This is a genomic window from Streptomyces sp. NPDC034099 (genome assembly GCF_055575415.1).
Map to the genome: position 1 here is coordinate 257,778 of NZ_JBVISR010000004.1, position 19,169 is coordinate 276,946.

At 73.4% G+C, this 19,169-nt stretch carries 17 protein-coding genes; 1 reads left to right on the forward strand and 16 read right to left on the reverse strand.

The features are described 5' to 3' along the window. Window positions 1-17: 17 nt before the first annotated feature. The 14 genes from ACZ56V_RS13635 to ACZ56V_RS13700 all read right to left on the reverse strand — a co-directional run bounded on the left by ACZ56V_RS13635 (window position 18) and on the right by ACZ56V_RS13700 (window position 14,067). Window positions 18-920 carry an alpha/beta hydrolase gene (locus ACZ56V_RS13635; protein WP_467378969.1) on the reverse strand — a complete coding sequence of 301 codons (903 nt, stop codon included), beginning with the start codon at window positions 918-920 and terminating at the stop codon, window positions 18-20. Between the two features lie 164 nt (window positions 921-1,084). After that, complete coding sequence (kynU, locus tag ACZ56V_RS13640; protein WP_468942101.1) at window positions 1,085-2,323, reverse strand: kynureninase; 1,239 nt, start codon at window positions 2,321-2,323, stop codon at window positions 1,085-1,087. Beyond that, window positions 2,316-3,131 (reverse strand): tryptophan 2,3-dioxygenase, encoded by an 816-nt coding sequence (locus tag ACZ56V_RS13645; protein WP_398911647.1) that lies wholly within the window; start codon window positions 3,129-3,131, stop codon window positions 2,316-2,318. Before ACZ56V_RS13645 ends, kynU begins: the two co-directional genes overlap by 8 nt. 148 nt (window positions 3,132-3,279) lie before the next feature. Next, on the reverse strand, window positions 3,280-3,693 hold the full coding sequence (locus ACZ56V_RS13650; RefSeq protein WP_165685307.1) for a DUF3151 domain-containing protein: 414 nt from the start codon (window positions 3,691-3,693) through the stop codon (window positions 3,280-3,282). Window positions 3,694-3,870: 177 nt separating this feature from the next. Next, complete coding sequence (locus ACZ56V_RS13655; protein WP_468942105.1) at window positions 3,871-5,325, reverse strand: MFS transporter; 1,455 nt, start codon at window positions 5,323-5,325, stop codon at window positions 3,871-3,873. Window positions 5,326-5,395: 70 nt separating this feature from the next. Continuing rightward, window positions 5,396-6,427: a class II fructose-bisphosphate aldolase gene (gene fbaA / locus ACZ56V_RS13660; protein WP_398911644.1), complete on the reverse strand. Its 1,032-nt coding sequence runs from the start codon at window positions 6,425-6,427 to the stop codon at window positions 5,396-5,398. A 145-nt stretch (window positions 6,428-6,572) separates the two neighbouring features. After that, a complete protein-coding gene (gene pyrE / locus ACZ56V_RS13665; protein WP_468942666.1) occupies window positions 6,573-7,124 on the reverse strand; it encodes an orotate phosphoribosyltransferase in 552 nt (183 codons plus the stop codon). 31 nt (window positions 7,125-7,155) lie between these two features. Then, window positions 7,156-7,944: an aldose epimerase family protein gene (locus ACZ56V_RS13670; RefSeq protein ID WP_398911642.1), complete on the reverse strand. Its 789-nt coding sequence runs from the start codon at window positions 7,942-7,944 to the stop codon at window positions 7,156-7,158. A gap of 81 nt (window positions 7,945-8,025) precedes the next feature. After that, a complete protein-coding gene (locus ACZ56V_RS13675; RefSeq protein WP_468942107.1) occupies window positions 8,026-8,865 on the reverse strand; it encodes an SRPBCC domain-containing protein in 840 nt (279 codons plus the stop codon). A gap of 52 nt (window positions 8,866-8,917) precedes the next feature. Beyond that, entirely contained in the window at window positions 8,918-9,655 is a 738-nt protein-coding gene (locus ACZ56V_RS13680; protein WP_398911640.1) for a response regulator, read from the reverse strand. Continuing rightward, complete coding sequence (locus ACZ56V_RS13685; RefSeq protein WP_468942111.1) at window positions 9,652-10,815, reverse strand: sensor histidine kinase; 1,164 nt, start codon at window positions 10,813-10,815, stop codon at window positions 9,652-9,654. The genes ACZ56V_RS13680 and ACZ56V_RS13685 overlap by 4 nt, the downstream gene beginning before the upstream one ends. A 261-nt stretch (window positions 10,816-11,076) precedes the next feature. Continuing rightward, the gene (locus ACZ56V_RS13690) at window positions 11,077-12,732 is read right to left on the reverse strand and encodes a polyamine aminopropyltransferase (protein ID WP_398911638.1); all 1,656 of its coding nucleotides are present in this window, start codon (window positions 12,730-12,732) and stop codon (window positions 11,077-11,079) included. A gap of 97 nt (window positions 12,733-12,829) precedes the next feature. After that, a complete protein-coding gene (locus tag ACZ56V_RS13695; RefSeq protein ID WP_356368750.1) occupies window positions 12,830-13,366 on the reverse strand; it encodes a DUF2617 family protein in 537 nt (178 codons plus the stop codon). Between the two features lie 398 nt (window positions 13,367-13,764). After that, window positions 13,765-14,067, reverse strand: coding sequence for a hypothetical protein (locus ACZ56V_RS13700; protein WP_398911636.1), 303 nt, complete (start codon window positions 14,065-14,067; stop codon window positions 13,765-13,767). A 195-nt stretch (window positions 14,068-14,262) separates the two neighbouring features. On the opposite strand from ACZ56V_RS13700, the gene ACZ56V_RS13705 reads away from it, so the two are divergent. Further along, entirely contained in the window at window positions 14,263-15,471 is a 1,209-nt protein-coding gene (locus ACZ56V_RS13705; RefSeq protein ID WP_468942116.1) for a pyridoxal phosphate-dependent aminotransferase, read from the forward strand. Window positions 15,472-15,550: 79 nt separating this feature from the next. On the opposite strand, the gene ACZ56V_RS13710 is transcribed toward ACZ56V_RS13705, so the two are convergent. Next, entirely contained in the window at window positions 15,551-16,087 is a 537-nt protein-coding gene (locus tag ACZ56V_RS13710) for a YbjN domain-containing protein (RefSeq protein WP_104636093.1), read from the reverse strand. A gap of 171 nt (window positions 16,088-16,258) precedes the next feature. Then, a complete protein-coding gene (gene clpB / locus ACZ56V_RS13715; protein ID WP_398911634.1) occupies window positions 16,259-18,856 on the reverse strand; it encodes an ATP-dependent chaperone ClpB in 2,598 nt (865 codons plus the stop codon). Window positions 18,857-19,169: the final 313 nt, after the last annotated feature.

The following is a 19,169-nucleotide window of genomic DNA, read 5'->3' on the forward strand; positions in this document are numbered from 1 at the left end:
CAGGCCGGCCCGACGGCTCACCAGGCCAGCTGCGCGATCTCCTCCGCCACCACCGCGCACGCGTCCGCCGCCGGGTCGATCAACGGGTAGTGGCCGACGTCCTCCAGCAGCGTCACCCCCACCACCTCCCCGGCCTGTGCCGCCGCGTCGGCGTACGCCTCGGCGACCGCCTGCGGCACGTCCACGTCGGCGCGGCCCTGCACGAGGGTCGTCGCGATCCCGGTGGGCAGCAGCAGGGCGGGGTCGGCATACGGGCGGCGCTCAGTGAACAGCGTGCCGCCGCCCAGGAGTTGGCGGGCCGCGCCACCGCACACGTCGAGCTTGTCGGCGACCGTGAAGTCGGCGATCGGCGCGAGCGCGACCACGCCGCGCAGAGGGGCCGGACGGTCGGTCCGCCACGGGGCGTCCGCGGGCAGCAGGTGGCGGGCAGCCGCCCACAGGGCGAGGTGGCCGCCGGCGGAGTGGCCGGTGAGCACCACGCGCCGCGCGTCCGCCCGCGGCAGGTGCCGCCGGACCAGCTCAGGCAGCGCGTCCAGCGCGGCGGCCACGTCGTCGAACGTGTCGGGCCAGCGCCCCGCGACGGGGTCACCGGAACCCTCACCGGCAGAACCCTCCGCCCCGCGCCGGTACTCCACACTGGCCACCGCGAAGCCCCGGCGGGCCAGGAAGCCGGCGAACGGGCTGATGTGGCGCCGGTCGTACGGGGCGCGCCACGAGCCTCCGTGCAGCACCACCACGACGGGGGCGGCCTCGCCCGGGCCCACCCCGCCGCGCGGCACGTAGAAGTCGATCACCTGGTCGGGGTGGTCGCCGTACCCGGCGGTGGAGTCGGGTGCGACCGCCGGGTGGGAGAAGGCCGATTTCTCCTCCGCGGCGTCCCTCGCGGCAGCGGTGCCCGGTTCTGCGGCGGAGTCCGGCATGGTCAACCTCTCAGCGACGGAACGGTGTTGGCGGACCGGAGGAAGGAAAATCGGCCGTTGGCGGGACGTTATCAGGCCGGTGACGTGCGCGGACACGGGGATGTGACGCTGGGTGAGGACCGGACGAGGTGCGTACGGTCCCCACCCGGCGACCCGGCCGCGACTCAGCCGGCCAGCGTCCGGGCCAGCACCCGCGCCGCCCGCTCGACGTCCGCGAAGCCGACGTACAGCGGGGTGAAGCCGAAGCGCAGTACGTCGGGGGCACGGTAGTCGCCGACCACCCCGCGCTCGATCAGGCGCTTCATCACCTCGCCCGCGTCGTCACAGCGCAGCGCCACCTGGCTGCCCCGCTCGGCGTGCGCCGCCGGGGTCACGGACTCCACCCGTCCGTCCGGGACGTACGCCCCGACGCAGCGCAGGAAGAAGTCCGTCAGCGCCAGCGACTTGGCCCGCACCGCCGCCACCGAGACCCCCTCCTCGTCCCACACGTCCAGCGCCGCCTCCAGGGCGAGCAGGGAGAGGATGTCCGGCGTACCGACCCGCCCGCGCACCGCACCGGAGGCCGGGGCGTAGGCGGACCGCATGCCGAACGGCTCGGCGTGCGAGTTCCAGCCCGGCAGCGGGGAGTCGAACCGGGGCTGGAGGTCGCGGCGCACATAGAGGTACGCGGGCGAGCCGGGGCCGCCGTTGAGGTACTTGTAGGTGCAGCCGACCGCCAGGTCGACACCGTGCTCGTCGAGTCCGACCGGCAGGGCGCCCGCGCTGTGGCACAGGTCCCAGACCGCGTACGCCCCCGCCGCGTGCACCGCGGCCGTGAGCGCGGGCAGGTCGTGCAGCCGGCCGGTGCGGTAGTCGACGTGGTTGAGCAGCACGGCGGCGGTGCGGCCGCCCAGGGCGCCGGTGACCTCGGCCGGGGTGACCGGCCGCAGGGCGCACCCCGTCATCCGGGCCGCCGACTCGGCGATGTACCCGTCCGTGGGAAAGGTGGTGGCGTCGACCAAAATCTCGTCCCGGACCGGACCGTCCCCGGCGGCGCGACCGTCCTCATGCGCCATGCGCACCGCGGCGACCAGCGCCTTGAAGACGTTGACGCTCGTCGAGTCGCCGACCACGACCTGCCCGGAGGCCGCGCCGACCAGCGGGGCGATCCGGTCGCCGATCCGCTCGGGCGCCGTCCACCAGCCGCTCTCCTCCCAGGACCGGATGCGCAGCTCGCCCCACTGGCGCCGTACGACGTCCTCCACGCGCGCGGGGACGTGCGCGGGAAGGGCGCCGAGGGAGTTGCCGTCGAGGTAGGTGACGTCGTCGAGGACGAAGCGCGCGCGCAGGGCCGCCAGCCCGTCGGCGGCGTCCAGTTCCCCGGCCGCGCTCCTGAGGTCGGGCCGGCCAGACAGTTCAGACATACGATCGCGCCGTCCACAGCTCGGGGAACACGTTGTTGCGGGCCCGCTTCTCCAGCCAGGCCACCCCGGCGGAGCCGCCCGTGCCGGTCTTGGAGCCCATCGCGCGCCGGGTGGCCACCAGGTGGTCGTTGCGCCAGCGCCAGACCAGCTCCGCGACGTCGGTGAGGGCCTCGCCGAGGCGGGCCAGCTCGCCGTTCTGGTCGCCGGAGTAGACGGCCGTCCAGGCGGCCTCCACCTCGGGCGCGGCCTCGTACTTCCGGGTGAGGTCGCGCTGGAGCACAGCGTCGGGGATGTCGTACCCGCGCCGGGCGAGCAGCCGGACCACCTCGTCGTACAGGCTCGGCTCGTGCAGCGCCTTCTCCAGTTCCGCGTGGACGCGCGGGGCGCCGCGGTGCGGGACGAGCATGGACGCGGACTTGTCGCCGAGCAGGAACTCCAGGCGGCGGTACATCGCCGACTGGAAGCCGGAGCCCTCGCCGAGGGCGCTGCGGTAGGAGTTGAACTGTGCGGGCGTGAGTCCCGCGAGGGGCGTCCAGGAGGCGTTCAGCGCCTCCAGTTCCCGCACCGAACGCTTGAGCGCGTCGGTCGCCACCTGGGTCCGGTCCTCGCGCAGGGCGCGGGCGGCGGTCTCCCACTCGTGGACGATGACGGTGAACCACAGCTCCATGACCTGGGTCGTGACCAGGAAGACCATCTCTCCGGGATCGTCGGAGAGGGTGTGCTGGAGGTGGGTGAGCACGTCCGCCTTGACGTAGTCCTCGTACGGCGTGCTGCCCTCGAAGTCGAGATTCGGGGCTTCGTGGGACATCGCTGTCTCCTGATGTGCACGGGTAGCGGTCCGCCCTGCCGTTACCGGCACGGGGCCCCGGTCCCCAACGGCATCCTCCGCAATCGTCGCAGGAAACCGCAAGGCCCGCCCGCGCACGGCGGACGGGCCCGGTGGTGTGGAGGGCCGGTCAGCCCAGCACCTCGGCCGCGCTGGGCGAGGAGTCCTTGAGGAACTGGCTGCAGCGCTCGTACTCCTCCTTCTCGCCGATCGCCTGGGCGGCGCGGGCGAGGGCGTGCAGGGCGCGCAGGAAGCCGCGGTTCGGCTCGTGCTCCCAGGGCACCGGGCCGTGTCCCTTCCAGCCGCTGCGGCGCAGGGAGTCGAGGCCGCGGTGGTAGCCCGTACGGGCGTACGCGTACGACTCCACGACGCTGCCCCGCTCGAACGCCTCGTCGGCCAGCCGGGCCCAGGCGAGCGAGGAGGTCGGGTACTTCGCGGCGACGTCGGCGGGGGAGGTGCCGCCCGCCAGCAGTTCGCGCGGGCCGGGGTCGTCGGGGAGGTGGGTCGGGGGCGGTCCCCCGAGGAGGTTCTCGTGAATGGCCATGGGACAAGTCTGCGGCATGCGGTGGGGTCGGCCGGACGTGCGGTGCGTTGTCTGCTGCGGGTGCGCTGGGGCTGGGCGCGCGGTTCCCCGCGCCCCTTGAGGGCGTCACCGGGGCGTCGGCCCAGGGGGCACCCTGCGTCCTGTGCCGTGCGCGGTTCCCCGCGCCCCTTGAGGCTGTCAGGGGGTGCGGTCCCCCTCCAGCGGGGGTGTCAGGACCGAACCGTGCGTGCGGCACTCGGGGCGGGGGCAGTCCGGGGTCGGACGGCGCACCGTGGTGCAGGCGATCACGGAGCCCGCGACCAGGACGCCCGCGCAGATCAGCATCGCCGGCCGGAACGCGTCGTCGAACGCCGGAGCCGACCGGTACGCCTCCTCCCCCATGCCGGTGAGCAGCGGCAGCGCGGCGACCGCGACGAGCCCCGCCGCGCGGGCCGCCGCGTTGTTGATGCCGCTGGCCAGACCGGCGCGCGCGGTGTCCACGGCGGCCAGCACGCTCGCCGTCAGCGGCGCGACCAGCGTGACCATGCCGAGGCCGAGGACCAGCAGGGCGGGCAGCACGTCGGCGAGGTACGAGGCGCCGGGACCGACCCGCAGCATCAGCAGCATCCCGGCGGCACAGAGCAGCGGGCCGGCGGTGAGCTGGAGCCGCGGGCCGAGCCGCTCGGCGAGTTCGCCGGAGCGGGCGGACAGCAGCAGCATCAGGACGGTGGTCGGCAGCAGGGCCGTACCGGCGGCCAGCGCGGACCAGCCGACGACGACCTGGAGCTGGAGCGCGGCGAGGAAGAAGAAGCCGCCGAAGGCCGCGTACACGCACAGGGTGACCAGGTTGATCGCCGTGAACTGGCGGGAGGAGAAAACGTCCGGCGGCATCATCGGGTCCTTGCCGCGCCGCTCGACGACGACGAAGGCCACGGCCGCCACCGCCCCGGCCACCGCGCTGAGCGCCACCGCCCAGGACGCCGTACGGGCCTCGATCAGCGCGTAGGTGAGCAGCGCCAGGGCCGCCGCGCACAGGGCCGCGCCGAGCACGTCGAAGCGCGTGTGGGCACGCTGGTCGGAGGACTCGGGTACGTGCCGCAGCGCGACCGGCGCGCACAGCAGGGCCAGCGGGACGTTGAGCAGGAACACCCAGCGCCAGCCCGCGCCGTCCACCAGCCAGCCCCCGAGGAACGGCCCCACCGCCGCGCCGACGCCCCCGAAACCCGACCACAGGCCCACCGCCCGGCCCCGGTCGTCGGCGTGGAAGGAGGCCTGGATGAGGGCGAGGGAGCCCGGCGTGAGCAGCGCCCCGCCGACGCCTTGCAGGGCACGGGCGGCGATCAGCACGCCGGCGTTCGGCGCGAGGCCGCACAGCAGGGACGCAGCGGCGAACCACAGCACGCCGAGGACGAAGATCCGGCGCCGGCCGAACCGGTCGCCGAGGGCGCCCCCGAGGAGGATCAGACCGGCCAGCGTCACCATGTAGGCGTTGACGGTCCACTGCAGGGCGGCGAGGTCCGCGCCGAGGTCGCGGCCGATGTGGGGCAGCGCCACGTTGACGACGGTCGAGTCCAGCAGGGCCATGCTGGAGCCGAGGACGGTGGTCAGCAGGATCCACTTGCCCTGCGGTGAGGCGATCCGGACGTCGGGCATGCCCCCAGGTATACAGCGAGCCCGGCACGCGGGGCGCCGGGCTCGTGCGTACGGTCGCGTCGACCGGGTGTTACTTGATCTTCTGGCCCGCCGAACGCAGGTGGCCGCAGGCCTCCACGACACGGGCGGCCATGCCGGCCTCGGCCAGCTTGCCCCAGGTGCGCGGGTCGTAGGTCTTCTTGCTGCCGACCTCGCCGTCGACCTTCAGGACGCCGTCGTAGTTGCGGAAGACGTGGTCGACGACCGGGCGCGTGAAGGCGTACTGGGTGTCCGTGTCGATGTTCATCTTGACCACGCCGTTCTCCAGGGCGGTCGCGATCTCCTCGGCGGTGGAGCCGGAGCCGCCGTGGAAGACGAAGTTGAACGGCTTGCTGCCGGCCGGCTGGCCGTACTTCGACGCGATGCCCTCGTTCAGCTCCTTGAGCAGCTCCGGGCGGAGCACGACGTTGCCCGGCTTGTAGACGCCGTGCACGTTGCCGAAGGACGCGGCGAGCAGGTAGCGGCCCTTCTCGCCCAGGCCCAGGGCCTCGACGGTGCGGATCGCGTCGTCGACCGTGGTGTAGAGGGAGTCGTTGATCTCGTGGGAGACGCCGTCCTCCTCGCCACCGGTCGGGGTGATCTCGACCTCGAGGATGATCCTGGCGGCGCGGGCGCGCTCCAGCAGCTCGGTGGCGATGGCGAGGTTGTCGGCCAGGGTCTCGGCCGAGCCGTCCCACATGTGCGACTGGAAGAGCGGGTTGCGGCCGGCCTTCACGCGCTCCTCGGAGACCGCGAGGAGCGGGCGGACGTACCCGTCGAGCTTGTCCTTCGGGCAGTGGTCCGTGTGCAGGGCGACGGTGACGTCGTACTTCTCGGCGACGATGTGCGCGAACTCGGCGAGGGCGACGGCGCCGGTCACCATGTCCTTGTTGTGCTGGCCGCCCAGGAACTCGGCGCCGCCGGTGGAGATCTGGACGATGCCGTCGCTCTCCGCCTCCGCGAAACCGCGCAGGGCGGCGTGCAGCGTCTGGGAAGAGGTCACGTTGATGGCGGGGTAGGCGAACTTTCCTGCCTTCGCCCGGTCCAACATCTCGTTGTAGACCTCGGGAGTTGCGATGGGCATCTGTCCGCTCCTTGTATGTGCGGGTGGGCGTGTTGGTGCTTATGGCCCTGACCTAGGACTGGGGGGCGACGTCATCGTCGGCCCCATCCTTCCAGACCGGACGGGAATACCCGAGTGGACCCCGGCCCCGTCTCGGCCCCTGGTCTCAGTCCAGGTCCAGCTCGTCCTTGTCGTACGCGTACAGGTACGGCACTCCCGCGCCGTCCTGGATCTTCTCGGCGGCGCCGGTCGCGCGGTCCACGATCGTGGCGACGGCGACCACCTCGGCGCCGGCCTCGCGCACGGCCTCGACGGCGGTGAGCGGGGAACCGCCGGTCGTGGAGGTGTCCTCGACGACCAGGACGCGGCGGCCCCTGATGTCCGGGCCCTCGACGCGGCGCTGCAGCCCGTGCGCCTTGGCGGCCTTGCGGACGACGAACGCGTCCAGCCTGCGGCCGCGCGCGGCGGCGGCGTGCAGCATGCTCGCGGCGACCGGGTCGGCGCCCATGGTCAGCCCGCCCACCGCGTCGAACTCCAGGTCGGCGGTCAGGTCGAGGAGCACCTGCCCGACCAGCGGCGCGGCCTCGCCGTCCAGGGTGATGCGGCGCAGGTCGACGTAGTAGTCGGCCTCCAGGCCCGAGGAGAGGGTCACCTTGCCGTGCACCACGGCCTTGTCCTTGATCTGCTGCAGCAGCTCGCCGCGTGTGCCTGGCGGCATTACTTCGTTGACGTCCGTCATGTACGCCAGCTTAAAGGCGGCGCCATGCCCAGGTCGTCGTGGCCTCCAGCGGCTCCAGGGGCGTGACCAGGCGCGGGAGGGTGTTCAGGCCGTTGGGCGGGCCGGTCTGCGGCTCCACGCAGACGGCGGCCTCCTGCTCGTCGTACACCACGACCCACTGCTCCCGGCTGGTCACCTTCAGCTCCAGCCGCCCCGGCCAGGTCAGTGTGACGTCGACGCCGTCGGGCATGCCGAAGCAGTCGTCCCAGGGGCCCGGCTTCGCCTCGACGCGGTTGCCGGTGGGGAGGTGGTCGTCGCCGCGCTCCTCCTGCCAGGCGGGGTCGAAGGCGATCTCCGCACCGGCGCCGTCGAGGGTCCGGTTGAACCAGGGGTGCCAGCCGATCTGCGCCGGGAAGGACGACTCGTACGTCTCCACGGACATCGACAGCGTGAGTCCGTCCTCGGCCAGCGCGATCACCTGGGTGACGCGTCCGGAGTACGGCCAGGGGTCGACGAGGTCGTACGTGATGACGGCCTCGTCCGCGGTGACGCGGGCGGTGCGCCAGGCGGCGTCGCGGGCGGTGCCGTGGATGGCGTGCGGCGGGGAGTTGAGGGGCATCTGGTGGACCACGGCGCCGTCGCCGAAGCGGCCGTCGCGGATGCGTCCGCACCAGGGGACCATCGGGAAGCAGCCGTAGCGCTCGCCCTGGCGGAGCAGCTCCGTGCCGCCGACGCGCAGTCCGCCGATCCGGCCGCCGTTGCCCGGCAGCACGGTCGCCTCCGCGTCGCCCGCGGTCAGCGTGATGGGTTCGTTACTCACGCCACGACCCTACTGGTGCGATCAAGGGCGCCCCACCGGGAGGCGGTCCGGCGGTGGGTCCCGCGGCAGGTCCCGCGGTGCTCAGCGGCGTCGGCGCAGCGCGCGGCCCACCACGATCGCCGACGCCACGACCAGCGCCGCCGCGGGGGCGGCCCAGCGCAGGGGGGCGCCGACCGCGCTCGCCTGGGGGGCGGGCACGGGGGCGTACCGGCCGCGTGGCGGGGCGTGGTCCACCTCCTCGGCGCTGCGGCCGATCATCGTGCGGCGCGCGTGCGCGGCCTCGGCGGGGGGCGGGACGGCCGGTTCGTCGTGCCGGCCGGCGTCCCCGGCCCGGTCCCCGTCTCCGTCTGCTCCGGCCTCGTGATCGTGCTCGTCCTCGTCTTCGTCCTCGTCCGTGTTCATGAGGGAGGGCGGGGGGACCTCGGTGTCGAAGACGGAGGCGGGGCGCGGCTCGGGGGCCGGACCCGGCTCCGGTTCCGGTGCGGTCTCCGGTGCGGCCTGCGCCGCCGCGCCCAGGTTCTCCGCGAACCGGGTCAGCAGGCGTGTCGTGGCCGACGTCACCGACTCCGGCGGCAGCTCCGTGACCCGCCCGTCGGCGGTGGCCGTCCCGGTGAAGGTGAGGGTCGCGCCGCCGTCGGCGTCGTCCGTGCGGAGGGTCAGCGCGAGGGTGACCGCGCCGGTGCCGCGCGACTCGGTGGCGTCGCCCTCGACGGCGTAGGTGCCGTCCTCACGCGCGGACAGGCGCAGGGAGCCGCGGTAGGTGATGGAGTGACTGCCGATGCGGACCTTCAGCCGGCCCGCGACGGGCTCGGCACCGGCGTCCTGCTGGAGCCCCGGAACCGCCCGGGCGACCCGGACGGGGTCGGCCAGCACGTCCCTGAGCCGCTCGGCCGGAACCGGAACGAACACCTCATGCTCCATGTCAGCGCAGCTTACCCAGCGGACGCCCGGTACACCCCCCGTCGGCACGAAGTCACCCGCCGCCCGCGCTCCCCGGCGTCACCAGTCCCGTCTCGTACGCCACGACCACCGCCTGGGCCCTGCTGGTCAGGCCCAGCTTGGTCATGGTGCGGTTGAGGTGGGTCTTCACGGTGGCCTCGCTGATGAACAGCCGGTCGGCGGCCTCGGCGTTGCTCAGCCCGCGGGCCACCAGTTCGAGGACCTCGGCCTCGCGGCCGGTCAGCGTCGTCAGCGCGGGCGGCGGATCCGCGTCCGGGCCGTCCCCGCGCCCCGGGTCCGTACGTCCCGTGTCCGTCATCCGCGTGAACGCCTCCACCAGGCGCCGGGTGACCGCAGGGGCGAACAGCGCGTCGCCGCCGTGCACCGCGGTGACGGCGGCCAGCAGCCGTTCGGGTCCCGCGTCCTTGAGCAGGAAGCCGGACGCGCCGGCCCGCAGGGCGCCGTACACGTACTCGTCGAGGTCGAAGGTGGTGAGGACCAGGACCCGGGGCGCGGGGTCCACCGCCTCGGCGAGGATCCGCTCGGTGGCCTCGATCCCGGTGAGGCCGGGCATGCGGATGTCCATCAGGACCACGTCCGGCCGGGTCCGCGCGGCCAGCTCCACCGCCTCGGCGCCGTCGGCCGCCTCGCCGACGACCTCCATGCCGGGGGCGGCGCGCAGCAGCGTGGCGAGACCGCTGCGGACGAGATACTGGTCATCGACGACGAGCAGGCGTATCGGCCCGTCCGTCGGACGGTCTGCGTCGGTCATTCCCGGACGGTGCCTCCCCGGCGTGCGGCTTGTACCGGCGTCGGCAGGGTCAGGCGCACGCCGAAACCCCCCTCGCTGCGCGGGCCGACGGCGATCGTCCCGCCGTAGAGCTTGGCCCTCTCCCGCATCCCGATCAAGCCGTGTCCGCCCCGTTCGGCAGGTGTGTCCGGAACCAGCCCCCCGGCGGGTCCGTCGTCGGTCACCGACACCGTCACCTCGCCCGCGCGGTAGGCGAGTTCGACGGCGGCGTCCGCGCCGGGCGCGTGCTTGAGCACGTTCGTGAGGGCCTCCTGCACCACCCGGTAGACGCACAGCTGGACGCCGGGCGGCAGTGGGCGCGGGGTGCCCGTGACGCGCAGCCGGACGCCCACGCCGCCGGTGCGCACCCGGGTGACCATCTCGTCGAGCTGGCCGAGACCGGGAGCGGGGGCGCCGCCGTCCGCGCCCTGCACGCCGTCGGCGCGCAACAGGCCGAGCATGCGGCGCAGTTCGGCCAGGGCCTCGCCGCTGGCGCCCTCGATGGTGTCCAGGGCGTCCCGCGCGGTGCGGGCGTCGGAGTGGAACACGAAACGGGCCAGTCCGGCCTGGACGTTGATGACGGCGATGTGGTGGGCGACCACGTCGTGCAGTTCACGGGCGATCCGCACGCGCTCCTCGGCGACCTCGCGCCGGGCCCGGTCGGCCTGTTCGGCCCGCAGCCGCAGCGTCAGCTCCCCCGTCCGGCGGGCCACGTACCCGAACCGCCACAGCACCAGCGGGAAGCCCACGGCCTGCCCCGCCACCGAGGCCATCGCTCCCGCGTCGCTGCGCAGCCCGGCGTAGATCCAGACCCCGGCGAGCAGCGCGGCGCAGGCGGCGGCGGTGCGGTCGGGGCGCAGGGAGGCCACGGTGTAGACGGCGAGCATGGGGCCGAAGGAACCAAGGACGGGCCAGTAGTCGAGGGTGACGTAGACCGCCCAGCAGGCGTGCACGGCGAGACAGACGGTGACGGGGGCGCGGGTGCGCAGGACGAGGGGGAGGGTCAGCAGGGCGACGAGCGTCCAGGCGAGCGGGTCGAGCGCGGGCCACCCCTGGGCGACGGCCTCGGTGCCGAGCAGGACGGCCACGGTCGTCAGCGCCGCGGCGATCAGGCCGTCGGCCACCAAGGGGTGCAGGCGCATTCCCGCAGCGTAGGTCCGCCCGCCCGGCGTCGGCGTCATCCTTCCGCGGTACCGCGGAAGTTGCAGGAACCGGGCGGCTACCACGGCGGGTTGGCTCGGGTCTCCACCCATCGCCGGATTCCGGGCCCAGCGGTGTGGCCGTAGGTTCTCGGTGCGAGCGATCCACAGGGGGATGTGGCGGTCCGTCCCGCACCCGGGGGGGGGAGGGTCGGGCCGCCGCACGGGGATCTGCCGGATCGCGGTCGCGGCACCCTCGTGGGCTCAGTACCGCGGATGCACGAGCGTGGACGGGGGCAGCCCGGGGACCCGGGTGCGGGCCGCGTCGCGGGCGTCCCGGGCCAGCGATCCCGGCGTGAGGGTGCGCGGACGGGGTGCCGCCGGGTCCAGGCGCAGCGCGGGGGCGGTGCGCGCGGCCAGGAGGAAGCCCCAGCCGCGGGCGGCGCGACGGCCGGCGGCCGCCGCGCGGTCGGGGCCGGGCGCGGCGCCGGGGTCGCGGACGCCGACGCGGTAGGCGACGGCCGGCAGGCCGGCCGCGCGCAGGGTGGCGTCGACCGTCCAGAAGGCCCGGGGGCGCGCGGCGACCGGGCCCGCGTGGACCGCCAGCCGCCCGTCCGGCGCGAGCACCCGCCGCAGCAGGCCGTAGAACTCCTGGGAGTACAGCTTCGTGCTGGCCGTGATGCCCGGGTCGGGCAGGTCCGAGATCACCACGTCGTACGTCGCGGAGGGCGTCGAGCGCAGCCGGTGGAAGGCGTCCCCGGTGACGACGCGGACGCGGGCGTCGCCGTAGGCGTGTTCGTTGAGGGTGGACAGTCCGGGGTCGTGCCGGGCCAGCCGGGCGAGCCCGGGGTCAAGTTCTACGACGTCGACGCGGCGTACGCCGGGGTGGCGCAGCACCTCCCGGGCGGCGAGGCCGTCGCCGCCGCCGAGGACCAGCACGCGCGCGTGGGGGCCGTTCATGGCGGGGTGCACCAGCGCCTCGTGGTAGCGCCGTTCGTCGCCGGCGCGCACCCGCAGCCGCCCGTCGAGGAAGAGGTCGAGCGGCCGGCCGTCGGCGTCGCCGGTGAGGACGACCTCCTGCACGCCGGTCCGTACGGCCACCCGGACGTCCTGGCCGTACACGGCGTGCCGGGCGGCGCGTTCGAAGTCGTCGGCGAGGACGGTCGCGGTGGCGAGGAGGACGAGGACCAGCGCGTTGGCGGTCACCAGCAGCCAGCGGGCCCGGCGGGTCAGGTCGCGCCGGAACAGGCCGAGGACCAGGGCGGCGCCGACGACCGCGTTGACGGTGCCGGTCAGCAGGGCGCCGGTGAGCTGGCCGAGGAAGGGCAGCAGGACGAACGGGAAGGCGAGGCCGCCGACGAGCGCGCCGACGTAGTCCGCGGCGAACAGGTCGGCGACGGCACCGCCCGGGTCCTGCCGGCGCACCCGCTGGATCAGCTCCATGAGCAGCGGCACCTCGGCGCCGATCAGCACGCCGATGGCGAGGGAGAAGGCGACCAGCAGGACGCGCGGGCCGTCGGCCCACAGGCCGCCCCAGCCGCCGGTCCAGGCGAAGACGGCGTACAGGAGCATCGCGCTGGAGCCGCCGACCAGGGCGAGGGCGGCCTCGAGCGCGCCGAAGCCGGCCGCCGCGAGGCCACGCAGCCGTTTGGCGGCGAGCGAGCCGATGCCCATGGCGAAGACCATGACGGACAGGACGACGGACGCCTGGGTGACCGAGTCGCCGATCAGGTACGAGGCGAGCGCGACGAGTTCGAGTTCGTACACGAGCCCGCAGGCCGCGCACACGAAGACCCCCGCCAGCACCAGGAACCGTCCGATGGCGGGCCGTACGGGCAGCCGCGCGGGCGCTTCCGGGCCGCGGGGGCCGCCCCAGGACGGCGGAGAGCCGGGCGGGGCGGGCGCGTGCGGTTCGATCACGAGGTGACGTTACGTCACTGCGACACTGCGCTTCGTCACCCACACGTGTGAAACTCAGGGCTTGTCGCGCACCACAGGTTTATTCGGCCCCCCGTGCTCACACCGCGGACGGGCTGAGCCCGGCCGTCGGCACCCGCACGCCCACCCGGGTGCGGGTGGCCACCAGCTGGCCGTCCTGCGGGTAGGCGTGCCAGGTCCGCCAGTGCACCTGCCCCTCGTGGCGCTGGGCCAGCAGCGCGGTGAAGGCGTGCGGGCTGCCGGGGAAGACGCCGGCCAGGCCGTGCGGATGGTCGGAGACCAGGGCCAGCAGCTCCTGGGCGCGGCCGGCGAAGGAGCCCGGCGTCAGCACCTCGACGCGGGCGGCGAACTCGTACTCCCAGTCGCCCACCCGCTTGGCGACGCCCAGCGGAAGAGGGGTGCTGCTGCCGGGGATGCACGCCACCGTCTCCGAGCAGCTGCCCCGCTCCTCCTCGAGCAGGACTTGGTGGGAGGCGCCGAGCAGCCGCAACTGCAGCCGGGCGTCGGTCAGTTCGATGTCGAGACAGGCGAGCGCGGGCAGGGGCTCGCGCCCCAGGGCCCAGGCCAGGTCGGCGGCGCGGGTGTCGGTGTAGGCGGTGTTCAGGGTCGTGAGCATGGATCGGCTCCGCAAGCACACAAGGAGAGGAAGGTGTGGGGCCTGCGCATCCGTGGCACTGCCGGGGATGCGGCCCGCTCAGCCCAGTCGGCCGGTCAGGAGAGGGGTCAACAGGTCGTCCGAGGAGCTGCGTTGATGAGGGAGAGCGAATCATGAACGATGGCGTCGCCACAGCGTTTTTACCCAACTTCGTGGCGTTTCCATCCCTCAGGGGGCTCCCCAGCTCAACTGTTCAACCAGGGCGCACACCCCGCCCGCACGGAGTGCGCCCGCGCGTGGGAGCGCCCACCGGGAGTGGGCCCCGGCGGGCGCTCTGGGTGGGGCGTGGGGCCCGGTCCCAGGAACGGGCCCCGTGGCGGGGATGCGGTTCCCCCTGGCCGGAGCTCAGCTGCCCCGTGTCAGCTGCCTCCGCCGCATCCGCCGCCGCCCCCTCCCCCGCAGGACGACCCGCCTCCGCAGGACGAGCCGCCGCCGCAGGAGTTGCCACCACCGCAGGAGTTGCCCGAGTGGTGTCCGTCCGAGGACGAGCCGCCTCCGTCACCGGCCCACCAGCTGTTGCCGCCGCCGCTGTCGCCCCCGCCGCCGTTCCGCCGCGCCCCCCTGCCGCTCCCGGTCCGTACGGCACCGGAGGTGCGTCGGCCCTTCACGAAAACCCTGATCAGCAGGGCTGCGATCACGAACAGGATGATGCCTGTGACCATGGCTCCACCCTCCCTTCCGTTCCGGGCCGGGGCCCGGAAGTCCCCCGAAGCAATCCCCCGTCGGACGCCTCGCTGCGTGTCGATGGACTGTGGATCACGCCGTGGAGCTCACCGGCGTGAACGGGAGATGCCCCTCGCCGCCGCGCCCCAAAGCAGAGTTGAGGAAGTCCAGAGCTTCGGCGCAGGATGACCGGCATGACCTCGATGAGCTCCAGCGCCCGCCCCCTCCTGAACCGCCGGCTCGCGGAGTTCGGGACGACGATCTTCGCCGAGATGTCCGCCCTGGCGGTGCGGACCGGGGCGATCAACCTCGGTCAGGGCTTCCCCGACACCGACGGCCCCGAGGAGATCCGCGAGGCCGCCGTACGGGCGCTGCGCGACGGGCGCGGCAACCAGTACCCGCCGGGCCCCGGCGTCCCCGAGCTGCGCGCCGCCGTCGCCGGCCACCAGCAGCGCCGCTACGGCCTGTCCTACGACCCCGACACCGAGGTCCTGGTCACCGCCGGCGCCACGGAGGCCATCGCGGCGGCCCTGCTGGCGCTGCTGGAGCCCGGCGACGAGGTCGTCGCGCTGGAGCCGTACTACGACTCGTACGCGGCCTGCATCGCGATGGCGGGCGGCACGCGCGTGCCCGTGACGCTGCGCCCGCACGGGGACGACGGGGAAGACGGGCAGCGGTCCTTCCGCCTGGACCTGGACGAGCTGCGCGACGCCGTCACCGACCGCACCCGGCTCCTGCTGCTGAACTCCCCGCACAACCCGACCGGCACGGTCCTGAGCCGCCGGGAGCTGACGGCGATCGCCGAGCTGGCGGTGGAGCGGGACCTGCTGGTGGTGACCGACGAGGTCTACGAGCACCTGGTCTTCGACACGGCCGAGCACCTCCCCCTGGCGTCCTTCCCGGGGATGCGGGAGCGCACGGTGACCATCGGGTCGGCCGGAAAGACGTTCTCGTTCACCGGCTGGAAGGTCGGCTGGGTCACCGCCGCGCCCGCCCTGCTCACGGCGGTCCGCTCGGCCAAGCAGTACCTGACGTACGTGGCCTCGGGGCCCTTCCAGTACGCGGTCGCCGAGGCGCTCGCGCTGCCGGAGTCGTACTTCGCCGCCTACCGGGAGGACATGCGGGCCAAGCGTGACCTGCTGGCGGCTGGGCTGGCCGAGGCGGGCTTCGGCGTGTACCGGCCCGCCGGGACGTACTTCGTCACCACCGACATCCGCCCGCTCGGCGAGAGCGACGGCTTCGCCTTCTGCCGCTCCCTGCCCGAGCGCGCGGGCGTCGTCGCCGTCCCCAACGCGGTCTTCTACGACCACCGGGAGGCGGGCGCCCCCTTCGTGCGGTTCGCGTTCTGCAAGCGGGCCTCGGTGCTGGAGGAGGCGGTGCGGCGGCTGAAGGCGGCAAGGTGAGCCACACACCGAAGGAGAGAGCCCGGCTCCCGCTGCTGCGGGCGCCGGGCTCTCTCCTTCGGTGTGTCGCGGGGGCGGACTACTCGCCGTCCTCGTCGGTCGGCTTCTCCGCCTCGTTGACGTCCTGCTCCAGGCCGAGCTGCTCCACGAGCCACCGGTCGAACTCGATGGCGGCCCGCACCCAGCTGACCGTCGAGGAGACGAAGTGCTCCAGGCTGACGCCCATGCCGATCAGCATCTGCGCCTCGCCGATCAGGCGGACCGTGCCGTCGTCGTGGGTGTGGGAGTACACCTTGGGCCACAGGGTGCGACGGTTCCAGTCGTCGACCGACTCGAGCAGCTGCGGCTTCTCGTCGATCTGGTGGGGCCGGTCGTAGAACGTCCGCACCGAGAAGACCTGCTGGTCACCCTCGCCGCGGAACATGAAGTACGTACGGAACTGCTCCCACGGCGCCGCGAGGTCGCCCTCGTCGTCGACGACGTACTTCAGCTCCATCTGCTCGAGGAGCTGCTTCACAAGATCCTGATCCGGGACGACGGGGCCCGCCGGTCCTTGGGGCTGCGGCTCGGGCTGCTTGCCCCCGAAGTTCGGAATCGAGGACGGGTCGATGCTCACCGTGAATTTCCCTTCGTACGGATCCGGCCATCCTCCCCCATGCGGGGAGGGGCGTGGCAAGCCCGACGGGGGCCTGTCAGCCCTCGGCTGACTCGATCCGGCCAGTCGGGTACCCGCTCGGGGCCCCGGCAACCCGAGGGACGGGTCGCCGGGGCGGGGCCGTGCGGTCCGCTACAGCGTCTTGCCGCTCGCCGGTCCCACGATCAGGTCGTCGTCGAAGCGGTCCACGCGGACCGTGTCGCCGTCCTTGATCTCGCCGGAGAGGATCTCCCGGGCGAGCCGGTCGCCGATCGCGGTCTGCACGAGGCGGCGCAGCGGGCGGGCGCCGTAGGCCGGATCCATGCCCTCGACGGCCAGCCAGTCCAAGGCGTCGTCGGTGACCTCCAGGGTGAGGCGGCGCTCGGCGAGCCGCCGGGCGAGCGCCTCGATCTGGAGCCGCGCGATCCGGCTCAGCTCGTCCTTGCTCAGGGCGGAGAAGACCACGAGGTCGTCGAGCCGGTTCACGAACTCCGGCTTGAACGACGCCCGGACCACCTCCAGGACCCGCTCCTTCTTCTCGGCCTCCCCGATCAGCGGGTCGACCAGGTACTGGCTGCCCAGGTTGGAGGTGAGCACCAGGATGGTGTTGCGGAAGTCGACGGTGCGGCCCTGCCCGTCGGTGAGGCGCCCGTCGTCCAGCACCTGGAGCAGGATGTCGAAGACCTCGGGGTGCGCCTTCTCCACCTCGTCGAGCAGCACGACGGTGTACGGCCGCCGCCGCACGGCCTCGGTGAGCTGGCCGCCCTCCTCGTACCCCACGTATCCGGGCGGGGCACCCACGAGCCTGGCGACGCTGTGCTTCTCGCTGTACTCGCTCATGTCGATGCGGACCATCGCCCGCTCGTCGTCGAAGAGGAAGTCGGCGAGCGCCTTGGCCAGCTCGGTCTTGCCGACGCCGGTGGGGCCGAGGAAGAGGAACGAACCGGTCGGGCGGTCCGGGTCGGCGATACCGGCCCGGCTGCGCCGTACGGCGTCGGAGACGGCGCGTACGGCCTCGGTCTGGCCGATGAGCCGCTTGCCCAGCTCCTCCTCCATGCGCAGCAGCTTCTGGGTCTCGCCCTCCAGGAGGCGGCCCGCGGGGATGCCGGTCCAGGAGGCGACGACGTCCGCGATGTCGTCGGCGCCGACCTCCTCCTTGACCATGGTGTCCCTGGCGACCTCTTCCTCGGCCTCGGAGGCGGCCTCCAGGTCGCGCTCCAGGGTCGGGATCTCCCCGTACAGCAGCTTGCTGGCGGTGTCGAAGTCACCGTCGCGCTGCGCCCTCTCCGCCTGCCCGCGCAGTTCGTCGAGCTTCTCCTTCAGCTCGCCGACCCGGTTGAGGGACTGCTTCTCCTTGTCCCAGCGGGCGTTGAGGCCGCGCAGCTCCTCCTCCTTGTCGGCGAGGTCGCGCCGCAGCCGCTCCAGGCGTTCCAGCGAGGCGGCGTCGGTCTCCTTGCCGATCGCCAGCTCCTCCATCTTCAGCCGGTCGACGGCGCGCTGGAGTTCGTCGATCTCGACGGGCGAGGAGTCGATCTCCATGCGCAGCCGGGAGGCGGCCTCGTCGACGAGGTCGATGGCCTTGTCGGGCAGGAAGCGGGAGGTGATGTACCGGTCGGAGAGGCCGGCGGCGGCCACCAGCGCGCTGTCGGCGATCTGCACCTTGTGGTGGGCCTCGTAGCGGCCCTTGAGGCCGCGCAGGATGGCGATGGAGTCCTCGACGGTCGGTTCGGCGACCAGCACCTGCTGGAAGCGCCGTTCCAGGGCGGGGTCCTTCTCGATCCGCTCCCGGTACTCGTCGAGGGTGGTGGCACCCACCATGCGCAGCTCGCCGCGCGCCAGCATGGGCTTGAGCATGTTCCCGGCGTCCATGGCGGAGTCCCCGCCGGCGCCGGCGCCGACGACGGTGTGCAGCTCGTCGATGAAGGTGACGACCTGCCCGTCGGAGTCCTTGATCTCGGCGAGGACGGTCTTCAGCCGCTCCTCGAACTCACCGCGGTACTTGGCCCCGGCGACCATGGCGCCGAGGTCCAGCGCCACCAGCCGCTTGTCCTTCAGCGACTCGGGCACGTCCCCCTTGACGATCCGCTGGGCGAGCCCCTCGACGACGGCGGTCTTGCCGACGCCGGGCTCGCCGATGAGGACGGGGTTGTTCTTGGTCCGCCGGCTGAGCACCTGGACCACCCGCCGGATCTCCTGGTCGCGCCCGATGACGGGGTCGAGCTTCCCGTCCCGGGCCGCGGCGGTGAGGTCGGTGCCGAACTTCTCCAGGGCCTTGTACTGACCCTCGGGGTCGGGCGTGGTCACCCGGCGCCCTCCCCTCGCCTTGCGGAACGCCTCCTGCAGCTTCTTCGCACTGGCTCCCTGCCCCTCCAGTACCTCACCGGCCGCGCCGCCCTTCGCGGCGATGCCGAGGAGCAGGTGCTCGGTGGAGAGGTACTCGTCCCCGAGTTCCTTGGCGCGGGCCTGGGCGTCGGCGACCACGGCGAGCATCTCACGGCTGGGCTGCGGGGGTGCGACGGTGGACCCGGTCACGCTGGGCAGCCCGGCCACGATGCGCTCGGCGCCGGAGCGCACGGCGGCGAGGTCGGCCTCCACGGCGGCGAGCAGGTCGGTGATGTTCTCGTTGTCCTGCCCCTGGAGCAGGGCCAGCAGCAGGTGGGCGGGGGTGAGGTCGGCGTTTCCCTCGGTCACGGCCCGGTTGCTGGCCGCGTTGATCGCGTCCCGGCTCCGGTTGGTCAGCTCGGCGTCCACGTTCTGGCTCTCCTCCTCGCGTCGGCCGTCGGCGGTCCGGCCTTGTCTCCCAGTGCTGACTCATCCAACGTACACAAAGTTGAGTCTATTCCACTCAAGGGGGTCGGGACACGTGTTCCCGTCGGGGACACCAGGGTGGTCGTACGGGGTGCTCAAGGGGAGCGGACCGCGCCGCACGAGAGACTTTTCGGCCACACGCGGGACCGTCGGGTATGGCGAGATGTCCGCACATGCGACAGCGGCGTCACCGTGTTCAGGTCACGGTGACGCCGCTGCCGGGGGGAAGCACCTGAGCGATTTGTTACGACGGGGG

Coding starts and splice junctions, on each gene's coding strand:
- ACZ56V_RS13635 (WP_467378969.1), bottom strand. CDS start 920: ATGCCGGACTCCGCCGCAGAACCGGGCACCGCTGCCGCGAGGGACGCC.
- kynU (WP_468942101.1), bottom strand. CDS start 2,323: ATGTCTGAACTGTCTGGCCGGCCCGACCTCAGGAGCGCGGCCGGGGAA.
- ACZ56V_RS13645 (WP_398911647.1), bottom strand. CDS start 3,131: ATGTCCCACGAAGCCCCGAATCTCGACTTCGAGGGCAGCACGCCGTAC.
- ACZ56V_RS13650 (WP_165685307.1), bottom strand. CDS start 3,693: ATGGCCATTCACGAGAACCTCCTCGGGGGACCGCCCCCGACCCACCTC.
- ACZ56V_RS13655 (WP_468942105.1), bottom strand. CDS start 5,325: ATGCCCGACGTCCGGATCGCCTCACCGCAGGGCAAGTGGATCCTGCTG.
- fbaA (WP_398911644.1), bottom strand. CDS start 6,427: ATGCCCATCGCAACTCCCGAGGTCTACAACGAGATGTTGGACCGGGCG.
- pyrE (WP_468942666.1), bottom strand. CDS start 7,124: ATGCCGCCAGGCACACGCGGCGAGCTGCTGCAGCAGATCAAGGACAAG.
- ACZ56V_RS13675 (WP_468942107.1), bottom strand. CDS start 8,865: ATGGAGCATGAGGTGTTCGTTCCGGTTCCGGCCGAGCGGCTCAGGGAC.
- ACZ56V_RS13680 (WP_398911640.1), bottom strand. CDS start 9,655: ATGACCGACGCAGACCGTCCGACGGACGGGCCGATACGCCTGCTCGTC.
- ACZ56V_RS13685 (WP_468942111.1), bottom strand. CDS start 10,815: ATGCGCCTGCACCCCTTGGTGGCCGACGGCCTGATCGCCGCGGCGCTG.
- ACZ56V_RS13695 (WP_356368750.1), bottom strand. CDS start 13,366: ATGCTCACGACCCTGAACACCGCCTACACCGACACCCGCGCCGCCGAC.
- ACZ56V_RS13700 (WP_398911636.1), bottom strand. CDS start 14,067: ATGGTCACAGGCATCATCCTGTTCGTGATCGCAGCCCTGCTGATCAGG.
- ACZ56V_RS13705 (WP_468942116.1), top strand. CDS start 14,263: ATGACCTCGATGAGCTCCAGCGCCCGCCCCCTCCTGAACCGCCGGCTC.